At 47.0% G+C, this 19869-nt stretch carries 19 protein-coding genes; 9 read left to right on the plus strand and 10 right to left on the minus strand.

Annotation, left to right across the window (positions count from 1 at the left end):
- Positions 1–39: 39 nt before the first annotated feature.
- Together NYE58_RS30530 and NYE58_RS30535 are read left to right on the plus strand one after the other, a co-directional pair.
- Entirely contained in the window at positions 40–1068 is a 1029-nt protein-coding gene (locus tag NYE58_RS30530; RefSeq protein ID WP_076128009.1) for a LacI family DNA-binding transcriptional regulator, read from the plus strand.
- A gap of 197 nt (positions 1069–1265) precedes the next feature.
- Positions 1266–1391: a hypothetical protein gene (locus NYE58_RS30535; protein WP_341003802.1), complete on the plus strand. Its 126-nt coding sequence runs from the start codon at positions 1266–1268 to the stop codon at positions 1389–1391.
- 157 nt (positions 1392–1548) lie between these two features.
- On the opposite strand, the gene NYE58_RS30540 is transcribed toward NYE58_RS30535, so the two are convergent.
- The 4 genes from NYE58_RS30540 to NYE58_RS30555 all read right to left on the minus strand — a co-directional run bounded on the left by NYE58_RS30540 (position 1549) and on the right by NYE58_RS30555 (position 6751).
- Positions 1549–4548 carry a carbohydrate binding domain-containing protein gene (locus NYE58_RS30540; protein WP_076277549.1) on the minus strand — a complete coding sequence of 1000 codons (3000 nt, stop codon included), beginning with the start codon at positions 4546–4548 and terminating at the stop codon, positions 1549–1551.
- Positions 4549–4790: 242 nt separating this feature from the next.
- The gene (locus NYE58_RS30545; RefSeq protein ID WP_076220367.1) at positions 4791–5459 is read right to left on the minus strand and encodes an alpha/beta hydrolase; all 669 of its coding nucleotides are present in this window, start codon (positions 5457–5459) and stop codon (positions 4791–4793) included.
- 155 nt (positions 5460–5614) lie between these two features.
- Positions 5615–6196 carry a hypothetical protein gene (locus NYE58_RS30550; protein WP_036685335.1) on the minus strand — a complete coding sequence of 194 codons (582 nt, stop codon included), beginning with the start codon at positions 6194–6196 and terminating at the stop codon, positions 5615–5617.
- A gap of 18 nt (positions 6197–6214) precedes the next feature.
- Positions 6215–6751: a hypothetical protein gene (locus NYE58_RS30555; protein ID WP_076220368.1), complete on the minus strand. Its 537-nt coding sequence runs from the start codon at positions 6749–6751 to the stop codon at positions 6215–6217.
- A 383-nt stretch (positions 6752–7134) separates the two neighbouring features.
- Between NYE58_RS30555 and NYE58_RS30560 the strand changes: the two genes are divergently transcribed.
- Positions 7135–7473 carry a DUF6385 domain-containing protein gene (locus tag NYE58_RS30560; RefSeq protein ID WP_076128014.1) on the plus strand — a complete coding sequence of 113 codons (339 nt, stop codon included), beginning with the start codon at positions 7135–7137 and terminating at the stop codon, positions 7471–7473.
- Positions 7474–7501: 28 nt separating this feature from the next.
- A complete protein-coding gene (locus tag NYE58_RS30565) occupies positions 7502–8083 on the plus strand; it encodes a hypothetical protein (protein WP_341003804.1) in 582 nt (193 codons plus the stop codon).
- A 32-nt stretch (positions 8084–8115) separates the two neighbouring features.
- On the opposite strand, the gene NYE58_RS30570 is transcribed toward NYE58_RS30565, so the two are convergent.
- Complete coding sequence (locus NYE58_RS30570; protein ID WP_341003806.1) at positions 8116–8307, minus strand: hypothetical protein; 192 nt, start codon at positions 8305–8307, stop codon at positions 8116–8118.
- An 84-nt stretch (positions 8308–8391) separates the two neighbouring features.
- Between NYE58_RS30570 and NYE58_RS30575 the strand changes: the two genes are divergently transcribed.
- The 5 genes from NYE58_RS30575 to NYE58_RS30595 all read left to right on the plus strand — a co-directional run bounded on the left by NYE58_RS30575 (position 8392) and on the right by NYE58_RS30595 (position 14476).
- A complete protein-coding gene (locus tag NYE58_RS30575) occupies positions 8392–8934 on the plus strand; it encodes a DUF6385 domain-containing protein (protein WP_341003807.1) in 543 nt (180 codons plus the stop codon).
- Positions 8935–9047: 113 nt separating this feature from the next.
- Positions 9048–9977: a glycosyltransferase family 2 protein gene (locus NYE58_RS30580; RefSeq protein WP_341003809.1), complete on the plus strand. Its 930-nt coding sequence runs from the start codon at positions 9048–9050 to the stop codon at positions 9975–9977.
- An 18-nt stretch (positions 9978–9995) separates the two neighbouring features.
- The gene (locus NYE58_RS30585; RefSeq protein ID WP_341003810.1) at positions 9996–11093 is read left to right on the plus strand and encodes a tetratricopeptide repeat protein; all 1098 of its coding nucleotides are present in this window, start codon (positions 9996–9998) and stop codon (positions 11091–11093) included.
- On the plus strand, positions 11090–12511 hold the full coding sequence (locus NYE58_RS30590) for a tetratricopeptide repeat-containing glycosyltransferase family 2 protein (RefSeq protein WP_341003811.1): 1422 nt from the start codon (positions 11090–11092) through the stop codon (positions 12509–12511). Before NYE58_RS30585 ends, NYE58_RS30590 begins: the two co-directional genes overlap by 4 nt.
- Before the next feature lie 15 nt (positions 12512–12526).
- The gene (locus NYE58_RS30595; protein ID WP_341003813.1) at positions 12527–14476 is read left to right on the plus strand and encodes a tetratricopeptide repeat-containing glycosyltransferase family 2 protein; all 1950 of its coding nucleotides are present in this window, start codon (positions 12527–12529) and stop codon (positions 14474–14476) included.
- A gap of 25 nt (positions 14477–14501) precedes the next feature.
- Here the strand turns inward: NYE58_RS30595 and NYE58_RS30600 are convergent, their stop codons facing one another.
- The 5 genes from NYE58_RS30600 to NYE58_RS30620 form a co-directional block, all read right to left on the minus strand.
- Positions 14502–15239 (minus strand): glycosyltransferase, encoded by a 738-nt coding sequence (locus NYE58_RS30600; RefSeq protein ID WP_076193397.1) that lies wholly within the window; start codon positions 15237–15239, stop codon positions 14502–14504.
- The gene (locus tag NYE58_RS30605) at positions 15232–16437 is read right to left on the minus strand and encodes a hypothetical protein (protein ID WP_076277201.1); all 1206 of its coding nucleotides are present in this window, start codon (positions 16435–16437) and stop codon (positions 15232–15234) included. The genes NYE58_RS30600 and NYE58_RS30605 overlap by 8 nt, the downstream gene beginning before the upstream one ends.
- Positions 16434–17918, minus strand: coding sequence for a hypothetical protein (locus tag NYE58_RS30610; RefSeq protein WP_341003815.1), 1485 nt, complete (start codon positions 17916–17918; stop codon positions 16434–16436). The genes NYE58_RS30605 and NYE58_RS30610 overlap by 4 nt, the downstream gene beginning before the upstream one ends.
- Before the next feature lie 69 nt (positions 17919–17987).
- Positions 17988–19067, minus strand: coding sequence for a sporulation protein YunB (gene yunB / locus NYE58_RS30615; RefSeq protein WP_076099391.1), 1080 nt, complete (start codon positions 19065–19067; stop codon positions 17988–17990).
- A gap of 154 nt (positions 19068–19221) precedes the next feature.
- Positions 19222–19833: a TVP38/TMEM64 family protein gene (locus NYE58_RS30620; RefSeq protein ID WP_076099392.1), complete on the minus strand. Its 612-nt coding sequence runs from the start codon at positions 19831–19833 to the stop codon at positions 19222–19224.
- Positions 19834–19869: the final 36 nt, after the last annotated feature.

The following is a 19869-nucleotide window of genomic DNA, read 5'->3' on the forward strand; positions in this document are numbered from 1 at the left end:
ATGGTTACAAATACCGTTCCGGATTATGAGGGGAAGACAATGAAAGTAACCATTTCTGATATTGCCAAAGCAGCCAATGTGGCTAAATCTACCGTATCCAAAGTATTAAACGATTCCCCAAAAATATCACAGGAAACGAAACACAAAGTTCGCGAAATTATGAAGCAAATGAACTATACACCAAGTAGTATCGCTACCGGATTAGCCAGACAAAGCAGCTGTAATATTGGTCTCCTGGTCGATATGTCCAAGGAAAGTGAATTTCTAAACCAATTTTTCTACAACATCATCGGTGGAATAGAAAGTGTAATTGCGCCTTTAAAATACGAGCTGACTATTTCCAATGTGCAGCATAGTAGTCCGGAAGGACATTTTCTAAATAGACTTGTATTCAGCAAACGTGTCGACGGAATCATAGCGAATAACTCCGTACTAACGGAAGAGCTTTGCGAAGAACTGAACCGCTTGGAGTTTCCCTACATCTCCATCGGCGAAATTATGACTCCCGGAAGCTGGGTTGATTTCGATAATGAGGCAGGCGGCAGCATGCTGACCTCACATTTAATAAAGCAGGGGTACTCCAAAATAGCCTTCATAGGCGGGCAGCAGCAGGAAAAGATTTATACCCATCGTCTGAGTGGATATTTGCAAGCATTGCAGCAAGCAGATCTTGCCGATCAGCAGCAATGGATTATCAATTGTAAGGCTGATGAACATGAGAGCTATCATGCTGCACTTGAGCTTCTACAGAGCGAAGATCGACCAGACTCCGTAGTATGCATGAACAGCTATGTTGCCTTCGGGGTGCTTCAAGCTGCAAAATCACTGGATATTCATGTTCCCTCACAGCTCGGCATTGCCGCATTTGATGAATATCCTCTGTCCCGTTACACTACGCCTCCTCTAACCTCGCTAAATATCGACACCTTCCAGCTGGGGGTATCTTCAGGCGAGCTGCTGATGCAACGCATTCGTAATAACAACATACCCTCTAGGCATTTGCTTCTCGAGCCAGAACTCATTCCTCGTGAGTCAACTATGAGATCGCAGTTCCCGGCGGGAACGTAGTGAAGAGGCGGGAAGCTTGGTTGCGCTTGTATAGCTGACTGAACTTTATTGCGCTGCGTGCTGTTTTGGCTTGATTGTCTAGAGTAACTGAGCTTGATTGAGCTTGTATAGCTGACTGAACATTATTGCGCTGAGTGCTGTTTCGGTTTGATTGTCTGGAGTAACTGCTTTAGCTTGATCGAATTTGAGTAGCTAAAATGGCTACATCGGATTTAATTGCATTTTGTGCAATACAAATCCTTATAGGATGGGTAACATTCGATTTAATTGCACTTTGTGCAGTCAAAACTCATAAAATCGGTAAAAAACAGCCTTTTTCCTGAATTCTACTGCACAAAATACAGTTAAATCTTTCTACCAGCTTCAAACAGAAAGTTTAATTGTACTTTCTGCAATTAAAAAGCTTCATACTGCTTACCAAGGAGCGGCCCCATACGGGAGCCGCTCCTTGTTGTGTTTAAGCTGTAGATATTATGAAGCTTATAGATCCTTCCAGCGCTGAACCGTCAGATTTACGGTTTGTGCACCGCCTGATGGCGTAAGGGTTCGATTGGAAAGATCCGATCCATTCGAATTCACCTCCACATTAGTCCAAGCACCTCGTGTAACTTTGTATTGAATTGCTGTTCCCGCCGGTAGACTTAGTGTGATGGAGTAAATACCATCACTGCCCTTCGTCAGTTGGTAGTTCGGATCTGCCGCATTCCAGCTATTGAAGGAACCGGAGAGATAAACGGGACCACTCACAGGAGTAGACGCAGGAACAGTTGCTCGGAATGTAACACTATCCGCTTGTGGCTCTCCTGCGGTGATGTTGCCATTCACCATACTCCAGGTGCCCGCAGCAAAATGATAGTTATTGCCTCCATTGTTATCCCATGTGCCACTGCCATTATTAAAGGCTGCGGTCAGCCCAGCTGCCGTGTCCAACTGAATCGTAACCGCCTTATATCCTGTAAAAGCAGAAGCTTGAAGCTGCTCGCCTGGAGACGTCGTCCAGACCGTTGAACCATCGAGCTTATAATGGATATAAGAGCTGCTATAAGCCGCATTCTTATAATAGATCGTTGCCGTACTACCGACAGGTGTTGCCGTTGGTGTTGGCGTTACGGTCGGTGTTGGCGTTACGGTTGGTGTTGGCGTTACCGTTGGCGTCGGTGTTGGCGTTACGGTTGGTGTCGGTGTCGGCGTTACCGTCGGAGTTGGCGTTGGTGTTACCGTCGGTGTCGGTGTCGGCGTTACCGTTGGTGTCGGCGTCACGGGTCCACCCGATTGAATATTGCCAGTTGGTGTATAGGTCCAGGTGCCGGTACTAAATAAATAGTTGCTGCCCCCATTACTGTCCCAAGTGCCGCTGCCATTGTTAAAGCAAGCTTCAAGCTGGCTGGCTGAGCCGATATTAATCGTTATTTTGTTGTAGCCTGCTACATCAGAGACAGGTATCGCCACACCCGGTGATGTCGTCCAAGTTCCGCCTGCAGGGCGATAATGAATATAAGGCGAGGCATAGCCCTGCTTATAGTAAATAGTGACACTGTTCCCCGCTGGTGTTGTCACTGAAGCAATCGCGCTAAGGAGGGATAGATTGCCTGCTGCATCCATTGCTTTTACCGTATAGTCATACGTAGTACTGGCAGATAATCCGTTATCTGTATATGAAGTAGTTGCGGATGTACCCACTTTTACGCCGTTGCGATAAATTTCATATCCGGTCACACCTACATTGTCGGTGGAAGCGGTCCAGCTTACTAAAGCACTGGATGCATTTTGAACGGTTGCGGTCACGTTAGTGGGTACAGTTGGAGCAACTGTATCTGTAGGAAGCTGTTGTTTGGCATAGATTTTGGCTGCATTTGCACCCACGGTTACAGTGATCTGCTTGCCAGTTGCTCCACCCGATTGTACGGTTACCGTATCCGAAGTGTTCAACTGGTTATAAAGAACCGTCCCGACTGCCAAGCTGCTCTCTGCACGCAGTGGAATGGTAACGGTCTGCGAGCCGCTGGATTTATTACTGAATACGGAGATAACTTCCTGCCCCAGATTAGTTCCAGTGTCAATACGACGTGAAAAAGCATATAAGTTCTGTGCAGACCACATTTCACGTTGAGTGCCTGTACGGAGTGCCGGATTATTTTTCCGAATCTCATTAAGTTTGGCTACGTGCTTGTAGGTGCTGGCATTCTCATTAAAATAATTCTCTATTACATTGCCGTTTGCATCCCGTTTCACCATTGACCAGCGGTTCCAGGTATCGGCGATGCCTCCCGTCATAATCTGCCCATTACCATTGCCTTTGTTCTGTTCCGTACCTTGGAAGACAACGGGTGTTCCACGCACTGTAAAAATAAAACTCAAAGCGTTCTGCAGCTTATCTACGCTTCCTCCAGCTTCTGTGAGAAAACGATTGCGGTCATGATTGTCGATAAAGGTAACCATGTGATTTGCATTTCCGTTATAGTAGGAATCCTGTGCCAAGGTGCTTTTAATATTGGAGTCAAAAGACTGCCCATATGCGAAGCTATTTAGAACGGAGAAGAACATTGGGAAATCAAGCATGCCCCACTCCTTGTTGTTGCCGACCCAGCGCGAGACAAATTCAGCATTGCCGTCAAAATTCTCGCCAAAGGTATTAACCCCCAGATAATTTTGCAATTCACCAATATCAGTCGGCTTCATCAGCTTGGCTGCGTCTACACGCGCACCATCTGCCCCTGTATAGTCAAACCAGCCTTTAATCGAATCAAATATGGCCTTTTTAGCAGCAGGGACATCGAAGTCAATGTCATCCAGTCCGCCTAGATCATGATTTTCTAAGTAATCCTGTGCCCATTGATCGTATCTTCCGTCTGCCAAAGACCAGTTGATATCTCCGTTATGGTGATACCAAGCCGGGTTATTGAAAGGAGCTGCTGGCTGCAGACTAGGGATATCATAGTAGGCTTGGGTACCCAGCATATAATCCCCGATATGGTTTGGCACAACGTCTATAACTACCTTGATGCCAACCGCATGTGCGGAATCCACTAACTCCTTCAGCTTCTCCTTTGTACCGAAGTAGGGATTGGCTGCGTTAGGGTCCTTAACGTTGTACCCGTGATACGCCGTGTTTTTACCACTGCCATTGTTCTCCCGATTCGTCATCTGCGGCTCCGCCACTGGGGAAATCCAGATCGCGGTGTAGCCCATATTTTTAATATAAGACAGCTTGTCGATCACTCCTTGCCAATCTCCGCCTTTCATATAACGGAAATCTTCTTCAGAGTTCTCGCCATAGCGAATTGCCGCTCCCGTAGCATTGTTGGAAGAGTCCCCGTCATTAAACCGGTCAACCATAATCTGATAAATGGTATCATTCTCGTTAATCGTACCGATGCTGGCTGCATCTGCCTGTTGTGGCGCTAAGACGAATAAATTAATCACAGTAGAAAGAAGAATAGATGTAATCAGAACGGGCACGTACCATAACTTACGTTTCATCGCGCGCATCTCCCTCTCTTATTAAAGCGTATTCATAACACACTAAAACCTACTTCTTGGATTAAAAACGACCTTTCCAGCGATGTTTTTGGCATAGAAACAAACGAATTTTAGGGAAACCGGTTTCCCTACTAAAAATTACCATGACACCGGACGCGTTGTCAAGCCTTAAAATTGAAATGCACAACAAAAAAAAGCTCCTATTTAGGAAGCTCTTGGAGTTGAATATTTACTGTTTGAGTTCAGCGTCCCGCCGTCTGAATAAACTGCAAGACCTCATTCATAATTCGGTCCTTCTCTTCACAATGGCACACCATATGACCACTGTTGTTGACCATCAGCACCTGTTTTTGGGTTGCCTTGATCATATGATGTCGTAGGTAATCGGCGCTTCTAGTCTTCACTAGATGATCTCTTTTTCCTTGCACGATCAGGGTTGGAGTCTCAATATGCGGATAGACAGAAAAGCTCTCACGAACCAATCGCTGGAACTCTCGAGTTGCTTTTGGAGGCGTTGAACTGAATTTACTAATATAAGTTTTTAGCATGGAAAAGCTCCCAAGAGTCTTAATAATTTCTACAGGATTCAGCGGAAACACAGGGGTAGACAACAAAGTGAGAGATTTAATCCAAGGTTTATAGCGCACGGAAAGATGTGAAGCAATAAGAGCACCGGTTGAAAAACCGATCAGATGAACGCCGTCATTTGTCTTTAACAGCTCTGTTAATTCATCCTCAGCACTTTGCTGCCAATCATGTCGATCCGAATGCAGTAGATCATTCCTGCTGCCCCCGTGCCCCTTCAGGGTAAATGTTCTGGAACGATAATTATGCTGCTCCATAAACTGGGACAAGGGAGAGATTTCATGCTCACCTCCGGTAAAGCCATGAATAAATAAACAACTTTCCATAATTGTCCCTCTTTTCACATTCCAAACTGAATTCCAACTTTATTGTATAATGCCAATCCCCTTTATTTTCTATTCATTCCAACCTTCTATGTAAAACCTTAACCAAATGATGTCAAGGTTTACCACCGTTATAGGTTCAAAAAAAAATATAAACTCTATTGCTCCCACCAAAGAAGACCAAGTGCAGAAGTAATCGTTAAGCCTACAGCCGAGCTAGATGAAGTTACGTTAGCACAAATAGCAGTCCCCGGCGGAACGATGATGCTGCCCGTAAAGTTCTGTGAGAAAGCGCCTGGAGCTAATTGATAATTGTAAAGTGTCGTCCCCCCGCTAATTGCCGCTGTTGAAGATTGAACGGTCATCGCACTTGTAGCCGCGCTTCCGAGATTATTATTGGTTGGTGTCAAGGTTGCAGGAGAGGTTAACGTCCCTCCTTTTACAATTGTAAAGCTTCCAGACATAGCCGATAGCAGAGAAGATCCGCCGATACTGCCGCTAATACGAGAGATATATACGGTTTTCCCGCTACCAGCAGCATTACTAATCCGAATAGAAGTAATTGCAGAAATAAGACTAAGTACGACCAAACTAGACGCGGATGTGTTGGTAGAATACAAGACCGCAGCCTTCGAAGCACTTATTTCAGGTGGCGCGCTGATATCCGGAGATTGGAAGGTATTGACCATATCCACAAAAAGAGGTTGATCATTGTCGTTAAACACATATTGATTAGGCATGATTATCCCCTCCCATTTCTAATATTCCCACCAGCTGATAGATGTTGTCGCTGCTGAAGTTCCCGATGCAATCGTGATGGACGTGGTTATGGAATTTCCGGGAGGAACAACGATTTGTCCAGTAAAATCAACAATGACGGGACCCGCTGCCAGTAATATAGATACTAGAGTGGCCGGACCTCCCGTAGGGGCAGCAGTCGAGGTTCTGGCCGTCATCACACTGGTTAACGCACTTCCAAAATTAAAATTTATCGGTGTAACGGTAGTCCCGGTGACCGTAGCGTTCCGAAGCAGAGACAAAGTAACAGCAGCTGTTGCCGAGCTAGCTGCAACACGGGATACATACAATGTACGTCCGCTGCCTGCCGGATTACTAATCTGAACAACTAACGGTGCAGCAGTCGTTACCGTAGAAGTAAAAGGGATTCCAAACAATAGCCCCGCCTTAGCCGCTCCTCCCTCCGGAGCTGAATCTATACCAGGTGCAACATACGTGTTGACTTGTTCTGTAAAGAGTGGCTGGCTACTCTGATTAAAGACTGAATCGTTTGGCATGCGCTACCCTCCCCGTACTTGAGCTTATCTTATTTTATGCCGCTCTAAGTAACAGGTTGTTTGGGAATGTGCGTATTTTTGCTTTCACAGCCCAATCACCTCTTATTTTTCACCATATATTATTATCACCATTCGAATGGCTAAGGATTGTCCCTAACGGTTCGCGGCTTATTGAACTGCGGTTTATTGATGCTCAGGGCTCAAACGACGGTTAGGGTCCTTTTATGGATAGGGTTCCAGAAAACCCGTAGGAGGTGAATGAAATCCATAACGGTCTGGAACTAAAAAAGCGCAGCAAAATAAAACACTCAAAAAAACAGGGGAATTGTTCTAGAAATCCGCAATCATTTCCACCTCCAAAGGGTCGAAGAAACCGCCGTAAGGTGACGATCAGTCCTTTATTTTCCGAGCATCAATTTATCGGATTCCCCGTGTCCAGCTCCATTTCACCTCTGCCTTGGCAAAAAAGCGGAACTAAAACGATGATCTCTTACGCAGTTATGAACCAAGGAGACCACCCTGTTAGCGTCCGCTTGGAGATTAGTCCGAACAGTTTTGATTCTTTTATAGATTCAGAAGAGATCGTGGCTGCAAAAGAAATGAAGGTGCTAGTGCCAAGCAGATTTTTAAAGTGGACTCGGATATCCGCCTCCACGCAGCAGTCAACGGGTTTAGGCAAAATTGATGTATACGTCCAAGCCCAGTCTATAGGTATGAGTTAACAATTTTATAAGAGAGGGACGAGGAACTTTGCCTAACTACAGCTCTTTTCAAGCTAATCCCGATAATCTACGAACGCTTATTTTTGGCCGGGATGCCTCGCTGATTGATCATCCGCTCACTACAGATCCAGGCGGAAATCTAACGACAATTATCCTAGATGGTACGATTTCCAATATACTCGGAGCTACCATCACTGCGGGTACTTTGTCCTCAGCGGGAACAGTTACTAACATTCTTAACGGGACAATCACCAGCGTACTCGGAGCTACCATCACAGCGGGTACCTTATCTTCCGCAGGTACGGTCACCAATATCCTTAACGGGACCATTACCAGCGTACTTGGAGCTACCATCACCGCCGGTACTTTGTCCTCAGCAGGTACGGTCACCAACATTCTTAACGGGACCATTACTAGCGTACTTGGAGCTACCATCACTGCGGGTACTTTGTCTTCCGCAGGTACCATTACTAACATTCTCGAAGGCACGATTACTAGCGTGCTCGGAGCTACGATTACGGCTGGTACCATTACTAGTGTACTAGGCGCCAACTATTACCATCACCGCCGGTACTTTGTCCTCAGCAGGTACGGTCACCAACATCCTTAACGGGACCATTACTAGCGTACTTGCAGGTACGGTCACCAATATCCTATCCTTAACGGGACCATTACCAGCGTACTTGGAGCTACCATCACCGCCGGTACTTTGTCCTCAGCAGGTACGGTCACCAACATTCTTAACGGGACCATTACCAGCGTACTTGGAGCTACCATCACCGCCGGTACTTTGTCCTCAGCAGGTACGGTCACCAACATTCTTAACGGGACCATTACTAGCGTACAGCTACCATCACAGCCGGTACCCTTTCCTCCGCAGGTACAGTAACCAATCTCTTAAACGGGACCATTACCAGCGTGCTTGGAGCCACAATCACCGCGGGTACTTTGTCCTCAGCAGGTACGGTCACCAATCTCTTAAACGGGACCATTACCAGCGTGCTTGGAGCCACAATCACAGCCGGTACTCTGTCCTCCGCAGGTACAGTAACCAATCTCTTAAACGGGACCATTACCAGCGTGCTTGGAGCCACCATTACCGCTGGTACGCTCAGCAGTGTGACCTCTATATCACAACGCAGCTTTATCGAACAGACGACGACGGGTATTGCAACTGCTAATGCCTATACTCCACTGCCAGCAGTGACTACGAGCGTATTGGGTACCTATTCCTTTTTCATCAATAACACTGGAGCTAACCCAGTCAACACACGAGTAGAAATCAGTGCTGACGGAACAAACTATTTCGTCGATACCACAGGAGATAATCCTTTAGCAGCAGGTTCTATCGATGTGATAGTTCCAGCCAGATTCCTGAAATATACACGCTTATCCTATCAATCAACGAATGCAGGGGCCGCCTCAACAATAAATGTAAGTTTCAACGCACAGGGAACGTAATGCAGATGCCCATCATATGTTGTAACGAAAGAGTGCATGGATATCCATGTGCTTTTTCTTTTGATAGCAAAAGCTGATTTCAACTTCTACATATGTAACAAGGAGGAAACAACGTGAACAATATTACGCTTGGCGTCCACCTCATCGTTAACAATGAAGCTGATCTTCTGCCCCACTGTCTCACAAGCGTAGCAGGTGTTGACGAGATTGTGGTCATAGATACAGGCTCTACTGACGAATCCATAGCTATTTCCCAAGCGCACGGGGCTAGAGTATTCCAACGGGAATGGACAGAAAACTTTGCTGCAGCACGTAACGAAGGTCTCGATCAGGCGGATACCGATTGGATTCTAGTCCTTGATGCCGATGAACGCCTGCAAACTCCACTTCCGGAACTCCGCAGCCTCCTGCAAAACACGCAAGCTCAGGCTTTTACAGTACACATTGATAATTGGCTTGGCGTTCGGCCTGAGGATAAGGTAAAGCACAGTGCGGTTCGTTTATTCCGAAATGGACAGGGTTATCGATATAGCGGAAGAATTCATGAAGGAATTGACGCTGCAATCCTTAAATCACATAACATCTCGGCGATTGTGCATAGTGATATTGAGATTGAACACTTCGGATATTTGCCGGAAATCATGGCACGAAAAAATAAAATCAAACGCAATGAGCAGCTGCTGCGACGCGCTTTAGCCGAACAACCGGAAGATCCTTTTCACTCGTATAATTTAGCAGTCACCTGCTGTCAGGACGGTCGTCTTCAGGAAGCAGAGACATTACTTCGCCAGACCCTTCACCATGTGCCACTTGAAGCTTCTTACCGTCCTACGATGATTAGAGATCTCTGTAAAATTTATCTGACTCAAGGAAAAACCAATATCATAGATCCCTTGCTGTTGCCTGAATTGGAGCGTTATGAGGATTACCCTGACCTGCATTTTTTATTAGGCCAATCTTTGGAGAGTCAAGGCTTGTTAGAACGTGCTTTTCAAGCTTATCAGCGTGCAGCATCCATTTCTGGAGATCATGTTAGTCAATAATATGTATCTGAGCAAGGGATGAACACCTTCCGCCCACTTTATCGACTAGGCTTAATCTCAGAGCGGCTTGAGCTTCAGGAGGACGCTGCGAGATTCTACCACCGTGCGCTTCAACACCACTCTTTATATAGGCCTGCCTTGCAGGGAATAGCTTCTGCTTTTCAACGCTTAGCTGTACCCGATGAGGAGATTGCCGGCTTGCTGATACAACTCGTCCCCCCAACTAATGCTGCCCAACGAGCTGCAATCATTGACAGCTTATTTGAGATAAATGCTAATGAGACCATCACTAACTTATCCCGAGACACTTTTCCCTTGGAATTAGAGACGGCAAATTGGATGATCTCTTCACTCCTCATCACCAGCAAGCTAGAGGACGCCTATACAACCATAAGACAAATGACCTCCTTAGCTACGCAAGATAACCATGATTTAGAATATCTGAAAAAGTGGGCTACCCTCTGGGCTATTTGCTCTTGGGCGCTTTTTGGAGAATTCCACAATGACCTGCTAACCTATGCACCAGACGAACTCCGTTTCGGACTGCAATACATTCAGAAGTGCCACCAGCAACAAAAGGTAGATCCCGCTGAAGCAGAGGTAGATTCATTAACATTACATTCCTCATTCATTTCAGATTTGATCGAACAATCAGTAAAACTACACCAGCCCGCGTTAAGCGAAGCTTTGATAAAGCTGTTCCCTCCCTTCCGGTCTGAATTAGCCGCAGCATTATATAAAGAAGGGAATAGGAATGCAGCCGGTGAGCATTTTATCAGGTTAGTTAGCGATCAAGCAGCTGATGCGAAGGTTCTTTTTTATATAGGTGAGATGGTCTTTGACAAAGGGCATTACACGGAAGCCAGTGAATGGTTTCAACAAGCACTGGAGCAGATGCCTGAGCATGAGGCTGCCCGAGTGGGTTTAGCACTCTGTTACCTTCAGCAAGCGAAGCTTAGCATGGAGGAGGCACTGAACAGCTTGGATGCAGCTAACGTTCATGGTCCACTGCAAACGGATATTGGTGCCATCCATAAATCCATCTTTTTACTAAATCGTACACCGTGGCACACACAGTGGAGCTTCCGCCAGAGTGAGGGGAGGACAGCCAAATGAGCATGCCAAGCCAAAAACCTCTGATTTCTCTATGCATGATCGTTAAGAACGAAGGAGATAACCTAAGCCAATGTTTAAAAAGTGTACGTGGTGTCGCCGATGAGATCATAGTAGTCGACACCGGCTCTACCGACTCCACGCTACAAATTGCTCTAAGCTTTGGAGCTAAAGTTGTTCACCATCCTTGGAATGGCGATTTTGCCGCTGCCCGCAACGCGGGTCTTCAGCAAGCCCACGGACAATGGATTCTCATTCTGGATGGAGACGAGGAACTGGATGCGAAAAGTAAGGGGGAGCTGTTGCTGTGTGCGGAGCATTTGGAGTATGAAGCTTTTTTTCTGCGCATTCATAATCATAAAGGTTTAACCGCAGCTTCCCAGACCATTACTGTTAATCCGATTATCCGGCTATTCCGTAACCGCCCGCAGTACCGTTTCAGCGGCATCATCCACGAACAGATTGCAGAAACGATCGTAAGAGCTACACCCAAAGCAGCTATGCATTTAAGCAACGTAGTCATCCATCATTACGGTTATGCAGACGGCGTAGTAGCAAAAAAAGATAAGATCAAACGAAATGTAGAGCTGCTCAAGGAACAGCTAAAGTTAAATCCCAATGACCCCTTCCACCATTTCAATATGGCTGTTGAATATATGCGGCTTAGTGAATATCAACCGGCTCTAGAGCATATCAAAAGATCACTTAACGAAGCTCCACCCGACACAAGTTACGTTCATCTGCTGCACAAATATCAAATCCGCTGCCTGGCAGAATTAAAAGCTTTCAGCGCGGCGCTGGAAGCTTGCGACTCAGGGATAACCTTACATCCGGATTATCCTGACTTGGCTCATATCAAAGGTGTGCTGCTGTTTCAAATGGGGGCCCTAGCTGAGGCCAAAACAGCATTGCTGCAAGCCTTAGTCATTGGAGAAGCTCCTTCCGGTTACCATACCGAGTCCGGATTCGGATCTTATTTGACATTTTATTTGCTGGGACAGTTATGCGAAGAAATAGGCGATGAGACCAAGGCCTGTGTCTGTTATACCAAAGCTGCTCAGCTTCATCCCGAGCCAACACCCATCATAACCCGACTGATCCGAGCCTTAAAATGTGCTGAGCGCGAAAATGAAATTTTGGGCTGGCTTCACGCTCATCTACCCGAATACACAGCTGCTAAAAGCGGACTTCTCTTAGATTTATTGCGGATTGAGGGATGTGAAGAGGCAGCAAAACAGCTGATGAAGACCACAGGGCAGTCCTCATCTAATGACTCGTTATTCAACCCAGCCTATCACCCAGGGCGTTCGGAGCTTTTGTTGGCGGATCGTCTGCTTGCCTCCCTCACTTCTTCAACCCCCTATTCTCCAGCGGCTAAAAGAGTGCGGCTCGCACTTCCACTGCCCAGAGTTTCAGATTAGGAAGGACGTATTCCTATGACCACACCGGATATCACACTTTGCATGATTATTAAGAACGAGGCAAACCATCTGGAGAAATGCTTATCCTCTGTGCGCGGGCTAGTGTCTGAGATTATCATTGCGGATACAGGCTCAGAGGATAACAGTAAAGAAATCGCTCAGAGGTTCGGTGCAAAGATTATCGACATTCCTTGGGAAAATGATTTTGCCAAAGCGCGGAATATAAGCCTAGAGTATGCAACTTCCGCTTGGGTTCTGGTACTGGATGCTGATGAGGCTGTGGATCATTGGAGTGAGGAGCTGCTCCAGCCCTTGCTTGGTGCCGAGTATATTCATGGGTATTGGCTGCCCATTATCCACTATGTCGGTGAAATACCTGAAGCGGATTTTGTTACAGATCATGTCTGTCGATTATTCAAAAATGATAAAAGAATTATTTTTCGCGGAAGTATTCATGAGGAGATTGCCAGCAGCATTTGGGAGCTTACAGCGGGGGAGATCGCTTATGCAGATTTGCGTATTTTCCACTACGGATATTTAGAAGATGAACTGCTGCGTAAAAATAAATATAACCGCAATTTAGCACTCATCAACAGGGATCTGCAGCTTCAACCGAACCATCTTTTTCTTCGTTACGCGTTAGGGGCAGAGTATTATCAGCAGGGTCAATATAAAGAAGCGGCAGAGATCCTCCTTCCGCTGCTCACCGATGTTCCAGCCCCTTCCGGTTATGTCTCAGATATTTACCTTAAGACGGCGTACGCCTTACAACTATGTGACCGAAAGCAGGAAGCCGAGGAAGTTTTTCGTACGGGGAGCGGTCTTTTTCCTGATTTCACGGATTTATTAGAAAGCTATGCCCTCCTATTACTGGAACAAGGGAAGCTCAGCTCAGCCAAGCACTTCTTGGAGAACGCACTTCAGAGCGGGAATACAGCACAGAAATACCCTTCTTCCTCAGGCAGTGGAACGTATCGGACAGAACTACTAGCCGGAAGAGTCTGTGAGAAGTTATACCAATATCCGGATGCGTGGAGACATTACGAGGCTGCTATACAACATAAGCCTGATTATAGCGAAGCGTGGAAAGAACTCGTCCCACTAAGCCTTCTATCTGGAGAGAAGGCACAACTACGAGCATTGACCCACAACTATCTTCACTCTTTATCTCCTGATACTTTGAGTTATCTTCTGCCCGCAGCGCTCAATGCCCGCGATCCGGAATGGCAAGCTGAGCTTTCTACAGCCAGCCAGTTACCCTCATCTGTTCAGGCTGCATTGCAGGCGATTCTGGAAATAAACAATCAACCGGAACATCTTCAGACACTCGCACCGCTTGAACAGCTGCTTCATGATCCTTCCCATCTTTCCAACCGATCCTTTGTACTTGGCTACCTGTGGGCTTTCTCTTGCCGTATTGGAGATACTGAGTCTGCCATGCGCTGGCTTGTCTGTCTATTGCCTTACAGACCGGGGATTTTATCGATCCATCATATTTTAGCGGGGAATTATAGGCTTAAAGCTGATCTTTCGGATCTCAACTATGCAGCACAATTGCTGCTTCAGACTGGTGCTTGGAATAGTTTATTGACACTTTATCGCCATTCGGAAGGATCTTCCTTACAATGGTCCAGTCTGCCGCAGCCCTTACTCTACGGATTACTCGAAGCCCCTACCTCCATAAAAAAACAATGGTGCTCTATTTATGTCAGCAAGCACCCTCAATATCATACACCTGCAGACTGTACCGAGTGGCAATTATACGCTGCGATAGCCTACTCCTGTGGAGAGATGCCCATCCTTCATGTAGAGGATGAAGCCGCTTTGCGTAGAGTCGGGGGGGCTACCGCAGCCGTGAGCCTCGCTTATTACAAGCTGCAGCTCGCAGCAGAAGTATATCCGCAAGGGATACCATCAGCTCATATCCCTTCTGCGCTGCTTCTGAGATCTGCCAGCCGGACTTAGCCGGTTGGCAGATCAGATGCGGATTTCAAAGCTCCTCTTGCCATTCCACCAGATGGGGCTGCTCATCAAGGATAGATTCGTACTGCTCCAGACTACCCCAGCGCCCCTCTGGATCAAGCTCCAGGTAACGCGAGTATTTTCGCCGAAGCTCCTCAGGGGATATCGCCCAACCGTAATGTTTCACACGCAGCTCGGTAAGAAAACCCGGCAATACCGAATAAGAGAGCGGAAGTCTTGGCACATGATGATCCATTTTCGGAAAAAAATAATGAAAGTTCGGCAAATACCGGACTAGTGTACGGGTATGCTTCGTGTGGATATTCCAATGCTCATCTTCACGGTAATGTGTGGTGCCGCCCCAAAAATCAAATAATCGGAAGGATACCCAGTCATACACATCCTGATCGATGAGTCGCCTCATCTCCCGTTTAGCAGACTCTTCATAGAATTCATCGGCATCCACAGACAGCAGCCAATCCGGATTCGTAGATACCGCCAGCTCCCACAATGTTTGCCGTAGCTCCCATTCACGGTTAAACAAAGAGCTTTGCAGGGTTACGAGCTTCTTAACTTTGGCAAAAGAGAGACATAACTGAGCCGTATGATCTGTACTCCCATCATCCACGATCACAATATCATCCACGAACTCACTTAATTCCTCCAGCACCTGCTCTAAATACCTTCCGGCTTCGTTCCTGACCTGCATTATAGCGGTCAGACGATTGCCTGACGTTTTGCGGAGTGGCCCTCTATGACTACTCATCCTCCACTCTCCTTCTCAATCGTCTAACAGCCTCTTCGAGATCTGCCATCTCTGACAAAAGTGGCCATGCCTGATTGTCTTGCCCTCCTGCATTTAAAAAGCTGCGAATGGCCTCGTGCCGCCTGCCATACAGCAAGTGTATGGTGCCTTCCATGGCTTCATCCACATTTTCTTCCTGCTCATGTTGCAGCACTATTGCCTTTTCCCATTGAAAAGTCCGCACATAATTTTGCACCAGCAACGCTTTTGCCTCTGGAGAAGTTAGCGGACTTAAAATTCTTACCGCCGCTGCCTCATCCTCATTCAGGTGGAACAACTCCGCGCGAACCAGTTCATCCTGCCCGGAATGGAGCCAGCCCTCCATCCTTTCTACTGCTTGCTTCTCCTCTGCGGTAAATGCTGTAATCGCAAATTGGCGGACCGCCGTTTCCAGATTCCCTGTCTTGGCTTCTATTGCAGAAAAAAACCGGAAGTGTGAAATAAGGCAATCCAAATATTCATACAGCACCATTAACTCAAAGGATTGCGCCAGATATCGATTCGCTGTGGAGTCCCCAAGCAAATACAAATAAGATGCTGCCAAATAATGTACAACAGGCTGGCTGGGCAGCTTGGCGCACATCGAAGTATAATAATCCGCCCTAAGCTGGAGTTGAATCCTAAACCAGTCCTTAGCAAGGAGGGGCTCCTCCTGCCATAAGCTCCCAATCGCCTTACTCCATAACACTTCATAATCTGTCAGAAAATAAATCCGCTCGCGCTGACATACAACTCCATAGGATTCCTGCTGATCCCCGTCGAGATAAATAATATTCTCCCTGCACAAGCTCTGCTCCAAATAGATCCGTTCTGATCGGGTTCCTACTAGATCGGCCTTTGCTCCAAGCAAGCCGCTGTATTTATCCCATAAGACCTTATTTTCTTCTTCCGGACAGCGCTCTAACAAAGCCACTATATATCCCGCTTGCAAAGAAAGAACCTCTGGTAGCCAATAGGGAGAAGAGACCAGAAGTGTGTACTCCCTCGCCTTGAGAGTATGAATATCCGCGATCATTACCGGCTTGATCTGGCTGTTAGTCTGCTGCTCAAGAGTCATTCTTCCGGCAAAACAGACCTCTTCCCGCTCGGGCAGAAGATCCAACAGTCTTTTATATTCGTATTCCTCCCAGGAGCCTCTGCTCAGAATTAAATATTTCATGACTGCGCCTCCTTGCTCTTGCTGCTATCTGCCTTCTTCCCCTGCGGTTCGGACAAATCCCCTACATAACCTATAGTTAGTGAAGCTTCAGGGTGAAGCTGCAATTGGTGCGAAGTAGACGCCTTACAGGTAATCACTCCAGGCACATTCCCGCCTTTATGAGCAACTCGCTCTAATGGAAAAACAATTCCCGAAGGGTCCCCCCTAAGCAACCGCCCCACCTCTTCGTCCATATCCGTAGATAAACTAACGATCAGATCCGCGGAACCTTGGGTGATCGCCTTCACTACCCGTTCAACGTAATATTTCTCATACCTGATAGAGTCTGATAAATACACAGTTATCTCACACTCAAATAATGCAGATGCATTCCTCAAAGCCCGCAGCCAAGCCTCTTGACCACGAACTGCAATCACTACATCCTGTTCATTTACTGGCAAGCCGGGAGCTGTGTTCATCCAGCTGTCCTTGATCCAGATCCAGCGAATATTCTTGTAGCTCTGCTGCTCCTGTGTAGCTGCCCATTCCTGCGGAAGATGGTCCCCATTCCCATCCTCTTCACAATAAACAATCGCCGTCACTAATGGCGTTGTCAAGGATGCCTTACCGAGTGAAATAACAGGTTGTGTTGATTGTAAGAATCCATTCTGCGGTACAAGATGTTCTTCGGCTTCTAAGACATCTTCCAGCGCCCATTTTGTACTGTACGCCTGCCAGCCATCCGCAAGTGTTGGTCCGTTCAGCCTTCTCTGGCCCCTATCAAGTGAATGTATAGCATGAACATACACAGCATCACTTAGCGCCAGCTTGGCTCCAGACTGCCGGGCTCGAAGACACCAATCGGCAATCATAAGAGGCCGCGCTTGAAGCGAGATGTCCAACCCTCCAATACGCTGAAGCAGCTCTTTAGAGAACAGGAGACAAGAACCCGTTAGTACATCCATCTCTCGCCATTCTCCTTGATGCCGGCCAAGACTGTAGCTTACATGAGCAGCAAACTCATCATAGGTGCCGAAGTGAAGACGTTTCTTCCCTTCCCCTCTTTCGGTTGAAGAGCGAGGGGCCACCACCTTAACTGCAGCGTCATCAAAAGGAACCCACAATAGCTCACTTAGCCAGCCAGGCGATACCATGATCGAATCTTCAAGCAAAACCGCGAAACTGGTTTCGATCTGTGCCAAAGCCTGGTTAGGCATGTACTCCTCCTTTTCATAAGGAAAAAAGAGAATCGGCTGCTCCTGTGAGAACTGTCCCGCTAAAGTTTCCATAGGAAAATCAGGAGTCATCGCCACAGCAATAATGCGCACAGACTCTCCAGAATGGAGCAGCAGCAAGGGTAAGCAAGCTGCGGCACATTCCAGGCGGCTTAGCTCAACTACAAGGGTAAGCCCATCTTTACTCGGCAGTGGAAGTAGTCCCGTGCGCTCCAAGAACCCATACCTTTCCGCCAAGCGTTCCACATTCAGAGATTCTTGCGACATTAGGATTCACGCTCCATTTATTAAAGCTGTTCTACCTATAGTCTATGAGCGCTGAAGCGTGATATCCCCTTAATTTCCTCCGCCCGCGCCTTTGTCTTCTTCCGTATGCTCTGCACCCGTACTCGCGGGATCGGTTGCCGCTGGAGACGAGCTGTTATCTTTCTGACTATTACTGGAGGTATCCTTGCCCTGATCCACTACTCCACTCTTATCCCCGCCTACAGCTGGAGCAGGAATGGCAATTCCCGGAGCACTGCTGCCGTTCGCCCCCACAGGTTGACCTTGATTATCGTAATAATACATAGGTACATCTCCAACAACCATCAGATAAGACACAGGAATTTCTGTATCCACTACCTGCGGCTCCATATCAAAAGGAATGACGACTGCAACCTCTGTCACAATATGAATGTATACCTCGACCAGAATCATATTGATCCCAGCGTTTTGCTGGCGGGTGCTGAGTTCAACCTTAACCGCACCTTGTGGTTCAATCTTGATCGGAATATCGGGTCCATAAGAAGCAATAAGGGGACTGCCCAGCGCTTGCCCCAGCGGAATATATTCTGTTCGATTATGCAATTCCTGCAGCGTAGACTGAATGACCTGTGCCGCTTGCGAAGTAATACGCATATGCTCCGCGTAGTTGAGCATGAACCCTGATATTTTCCCGTTCTTATCCGTCTTCCAATCAATTAGCTCTTCCGCATTCCCTCCATTCGCAACCTGAGAGGTAATCGCCTTATTAATCGATTCCGTAGCGATTTGCTTCACACGTATTTGTGCTAAATGCAGGATGGGCGGCTTCATATGCAGCTCCACATAGCGCAAGGATTGCAGCACCAGCACAAGTATTACTAAGGAGGCTATCAGCCAAAATTTGCGTCGGCTTCTTGGCTTATGTGTTCTTCCGCCTGCAACCGTTACCTTACTCTCTGGCCGGCTGGATAACCTAAAGCGGCCTTTGCTACGTTTGGCTTCAAAGCGCGTACGCTGCGGCCTAACCGCTGCCCGGCTGGGTTTTGACTTGAATGCAGAGCTTCTCGCTGAGAATCTCCGATTCGTGTCCCCATTTATTTTTGGCAGCCGAAAATGGCCTAGATCAGGTATTCTCAGCCTTCGGTTCCCCCATTTTTTCAATCTGCCCATTGCAATAGTCCCTCCCGCCTTACGCAGAGGTCAAGCCACCTCCACTTAATTTAAGGTATTCGCTAAGAGGACAAAAAAGAAGAACGTTCCCTCCGGCAAACTGCGCCTGAAGTAACGTTCTTCATCCTTTAGATCATGAACTGGGAAGATGATATTAGTGCATTCTGCTCCGCTTATCCTCCTGCAAATGGTCCCAATGACGCCGAATAAAGATGCCAATGAGAATAGCTATAAACACCGCATACCAGGTAAGATAACCATTCCATTCTTCACGCGGAACAATTAAGGTGGATCCGATCGTACCGAATAACCATATATAAGACAAATTACCAAGTACGGTTCCCCATATAAAAGATGAGGCTTTAATCGGTGAAACAGCAGACATGAAATTGATTACATTATTCGGAATAATCGGGATCGTACGCAATAGCACCAGTGTCCAAATCCCATATCGATCCAAGTAACGTTGCCATTTATCATAGCGCTTCAGTTTGCTTCTCCATTTTCGGTCAAACCAGTTATACAGATATCGCCGAATGAGAAAATACATCAGTATTCCGCCCAGATTGCAGGCCAGCCAACTGATCAGCATACCTCCAATTACGTTAAAAACAGAGACATGCAGCACGATCAAAATTACGAATGGAAAAAATCCTAATATACTCTGCAAAAGTGCGAGCGGGATGGTCACGAATAAAATAGATGGCCCGCTAAGGCCCAGCGTTTGCAGCAGCCAATCAATCCAGGTATTTATGGTCTCTGTCATGAAGCAGTCTCCTCTCTTGACTCCTTGCAGCAGCTG

Origin of the sequence: Paenibacillus sp. FSL L8-0708 (assembly GCF_038009325.1) — a bacterium.
Lineage (GTDB): Bacteria > Bacillota > Bacilli > Paenibacillales > Paenibacillaceae > Paenibacillus_AQ > Paenibacillus_AQ odorifer.

Coding starts and splice junctions, on each gene's coding strand:
- NYE58_RS30610 (WP_341003815.1), bottom strand. CDS start 17,918: ATGTCGCAAGAATCTCTGAATGTGGAACGCTTGGCGGAAAGGTATGGG.
- NYE58_RS30530 (WP_076128009.1), top strand. CDS start 40: ATGAAAGTAACCATTTCTGATATTGCCAAAGCAGCCAATGTGGCTAAA.
- NYE58_RS30600 (WP_076193397.1), bottom strand. CDS start 15,239: ATGAGTAGTCATAGAGGGCCACTCCGCAAAACGTCAGGCAATCGTCTG.
- NYE58_RS30545 (WP_076220367.1), bottom strand. CDS start 5,459: ATGGAAAGTTGTTTATTTATTCATGGCTTTACCGGAGGTGAGCATGAA.
- NYE58_RS30540 (WP_076277549.1), bottom strand. CDS start 4,548: ATGAAACGTAAGTTATGGTACGTGCCCGTTCTGATTACATCTATTCTT.
- NYE58_RS30585 (WP_341003810.1), top strand. CDS start 9,996: ATGAACACCTTCCGCCCACTTTATCGACTAGGCTTAATCTCAGAGCGG.
- NYE58_RS30535 (WP_341003802.1), top strand. CDS start 1,266: ATGGCTACATCGGATTTAATTGCATTTTGTGCAATACAAATCCTTATA.
- NYE58_RS30550 (WP_036685335.1), bottom strand. CDS start 6,196: ATGCCTAATCAATATGTGTTTAACGACAATGATCAACCTCTTTTTGTG.
- NYE58_RS30595 (WP_341003813.1), top strand. CDS start 12,527: ATGACCACACCGGATATCACACTTTGCATGATTATTAAGAACGAGGCA.
- NYE58_RS30570 (WP_341003806.1), bottom strand. CDS start 8,307: ATGGTCCCGTTAAGAATGTTGGTGACCGTACCTGCTGAGGACAAAGTA.
- NYE58_RS30555 (WP_076220368.1), bottom strand. CDS start 6,751: ATGCCAAACGATTCAGTCTTTAATCAGAGTAGCCAGCCACTCTTTACA.
- yunB (WP_076099391.1), bottom strand. CDS start 19,067: ATGGGCAGATTGAAAAAATGGGGGAACCGAAGGCTGAGAATACCTGAT.
- NYE58_RS30620 (WP_076099392.1), bottom strand. CDS start 19,833: ATGACAGAGACCATAAATACCTGGATTGATTGGCTGCTGCAAACGCTG.
- NYE58_RS30590 (WP_341003811.1), top strand. CDS start 11,090: ATGAGCATGCCAAGCCAAAAACCTCTGATTTCTCTATGCATGATCGTT.
- NYE58_RS30605 (WP_076277201.1), bottom strand. CDS start 16,437: ATGAAATATTTAATTCTGAGCAGAGGCTCCTGGGAGGAATACGAATAT.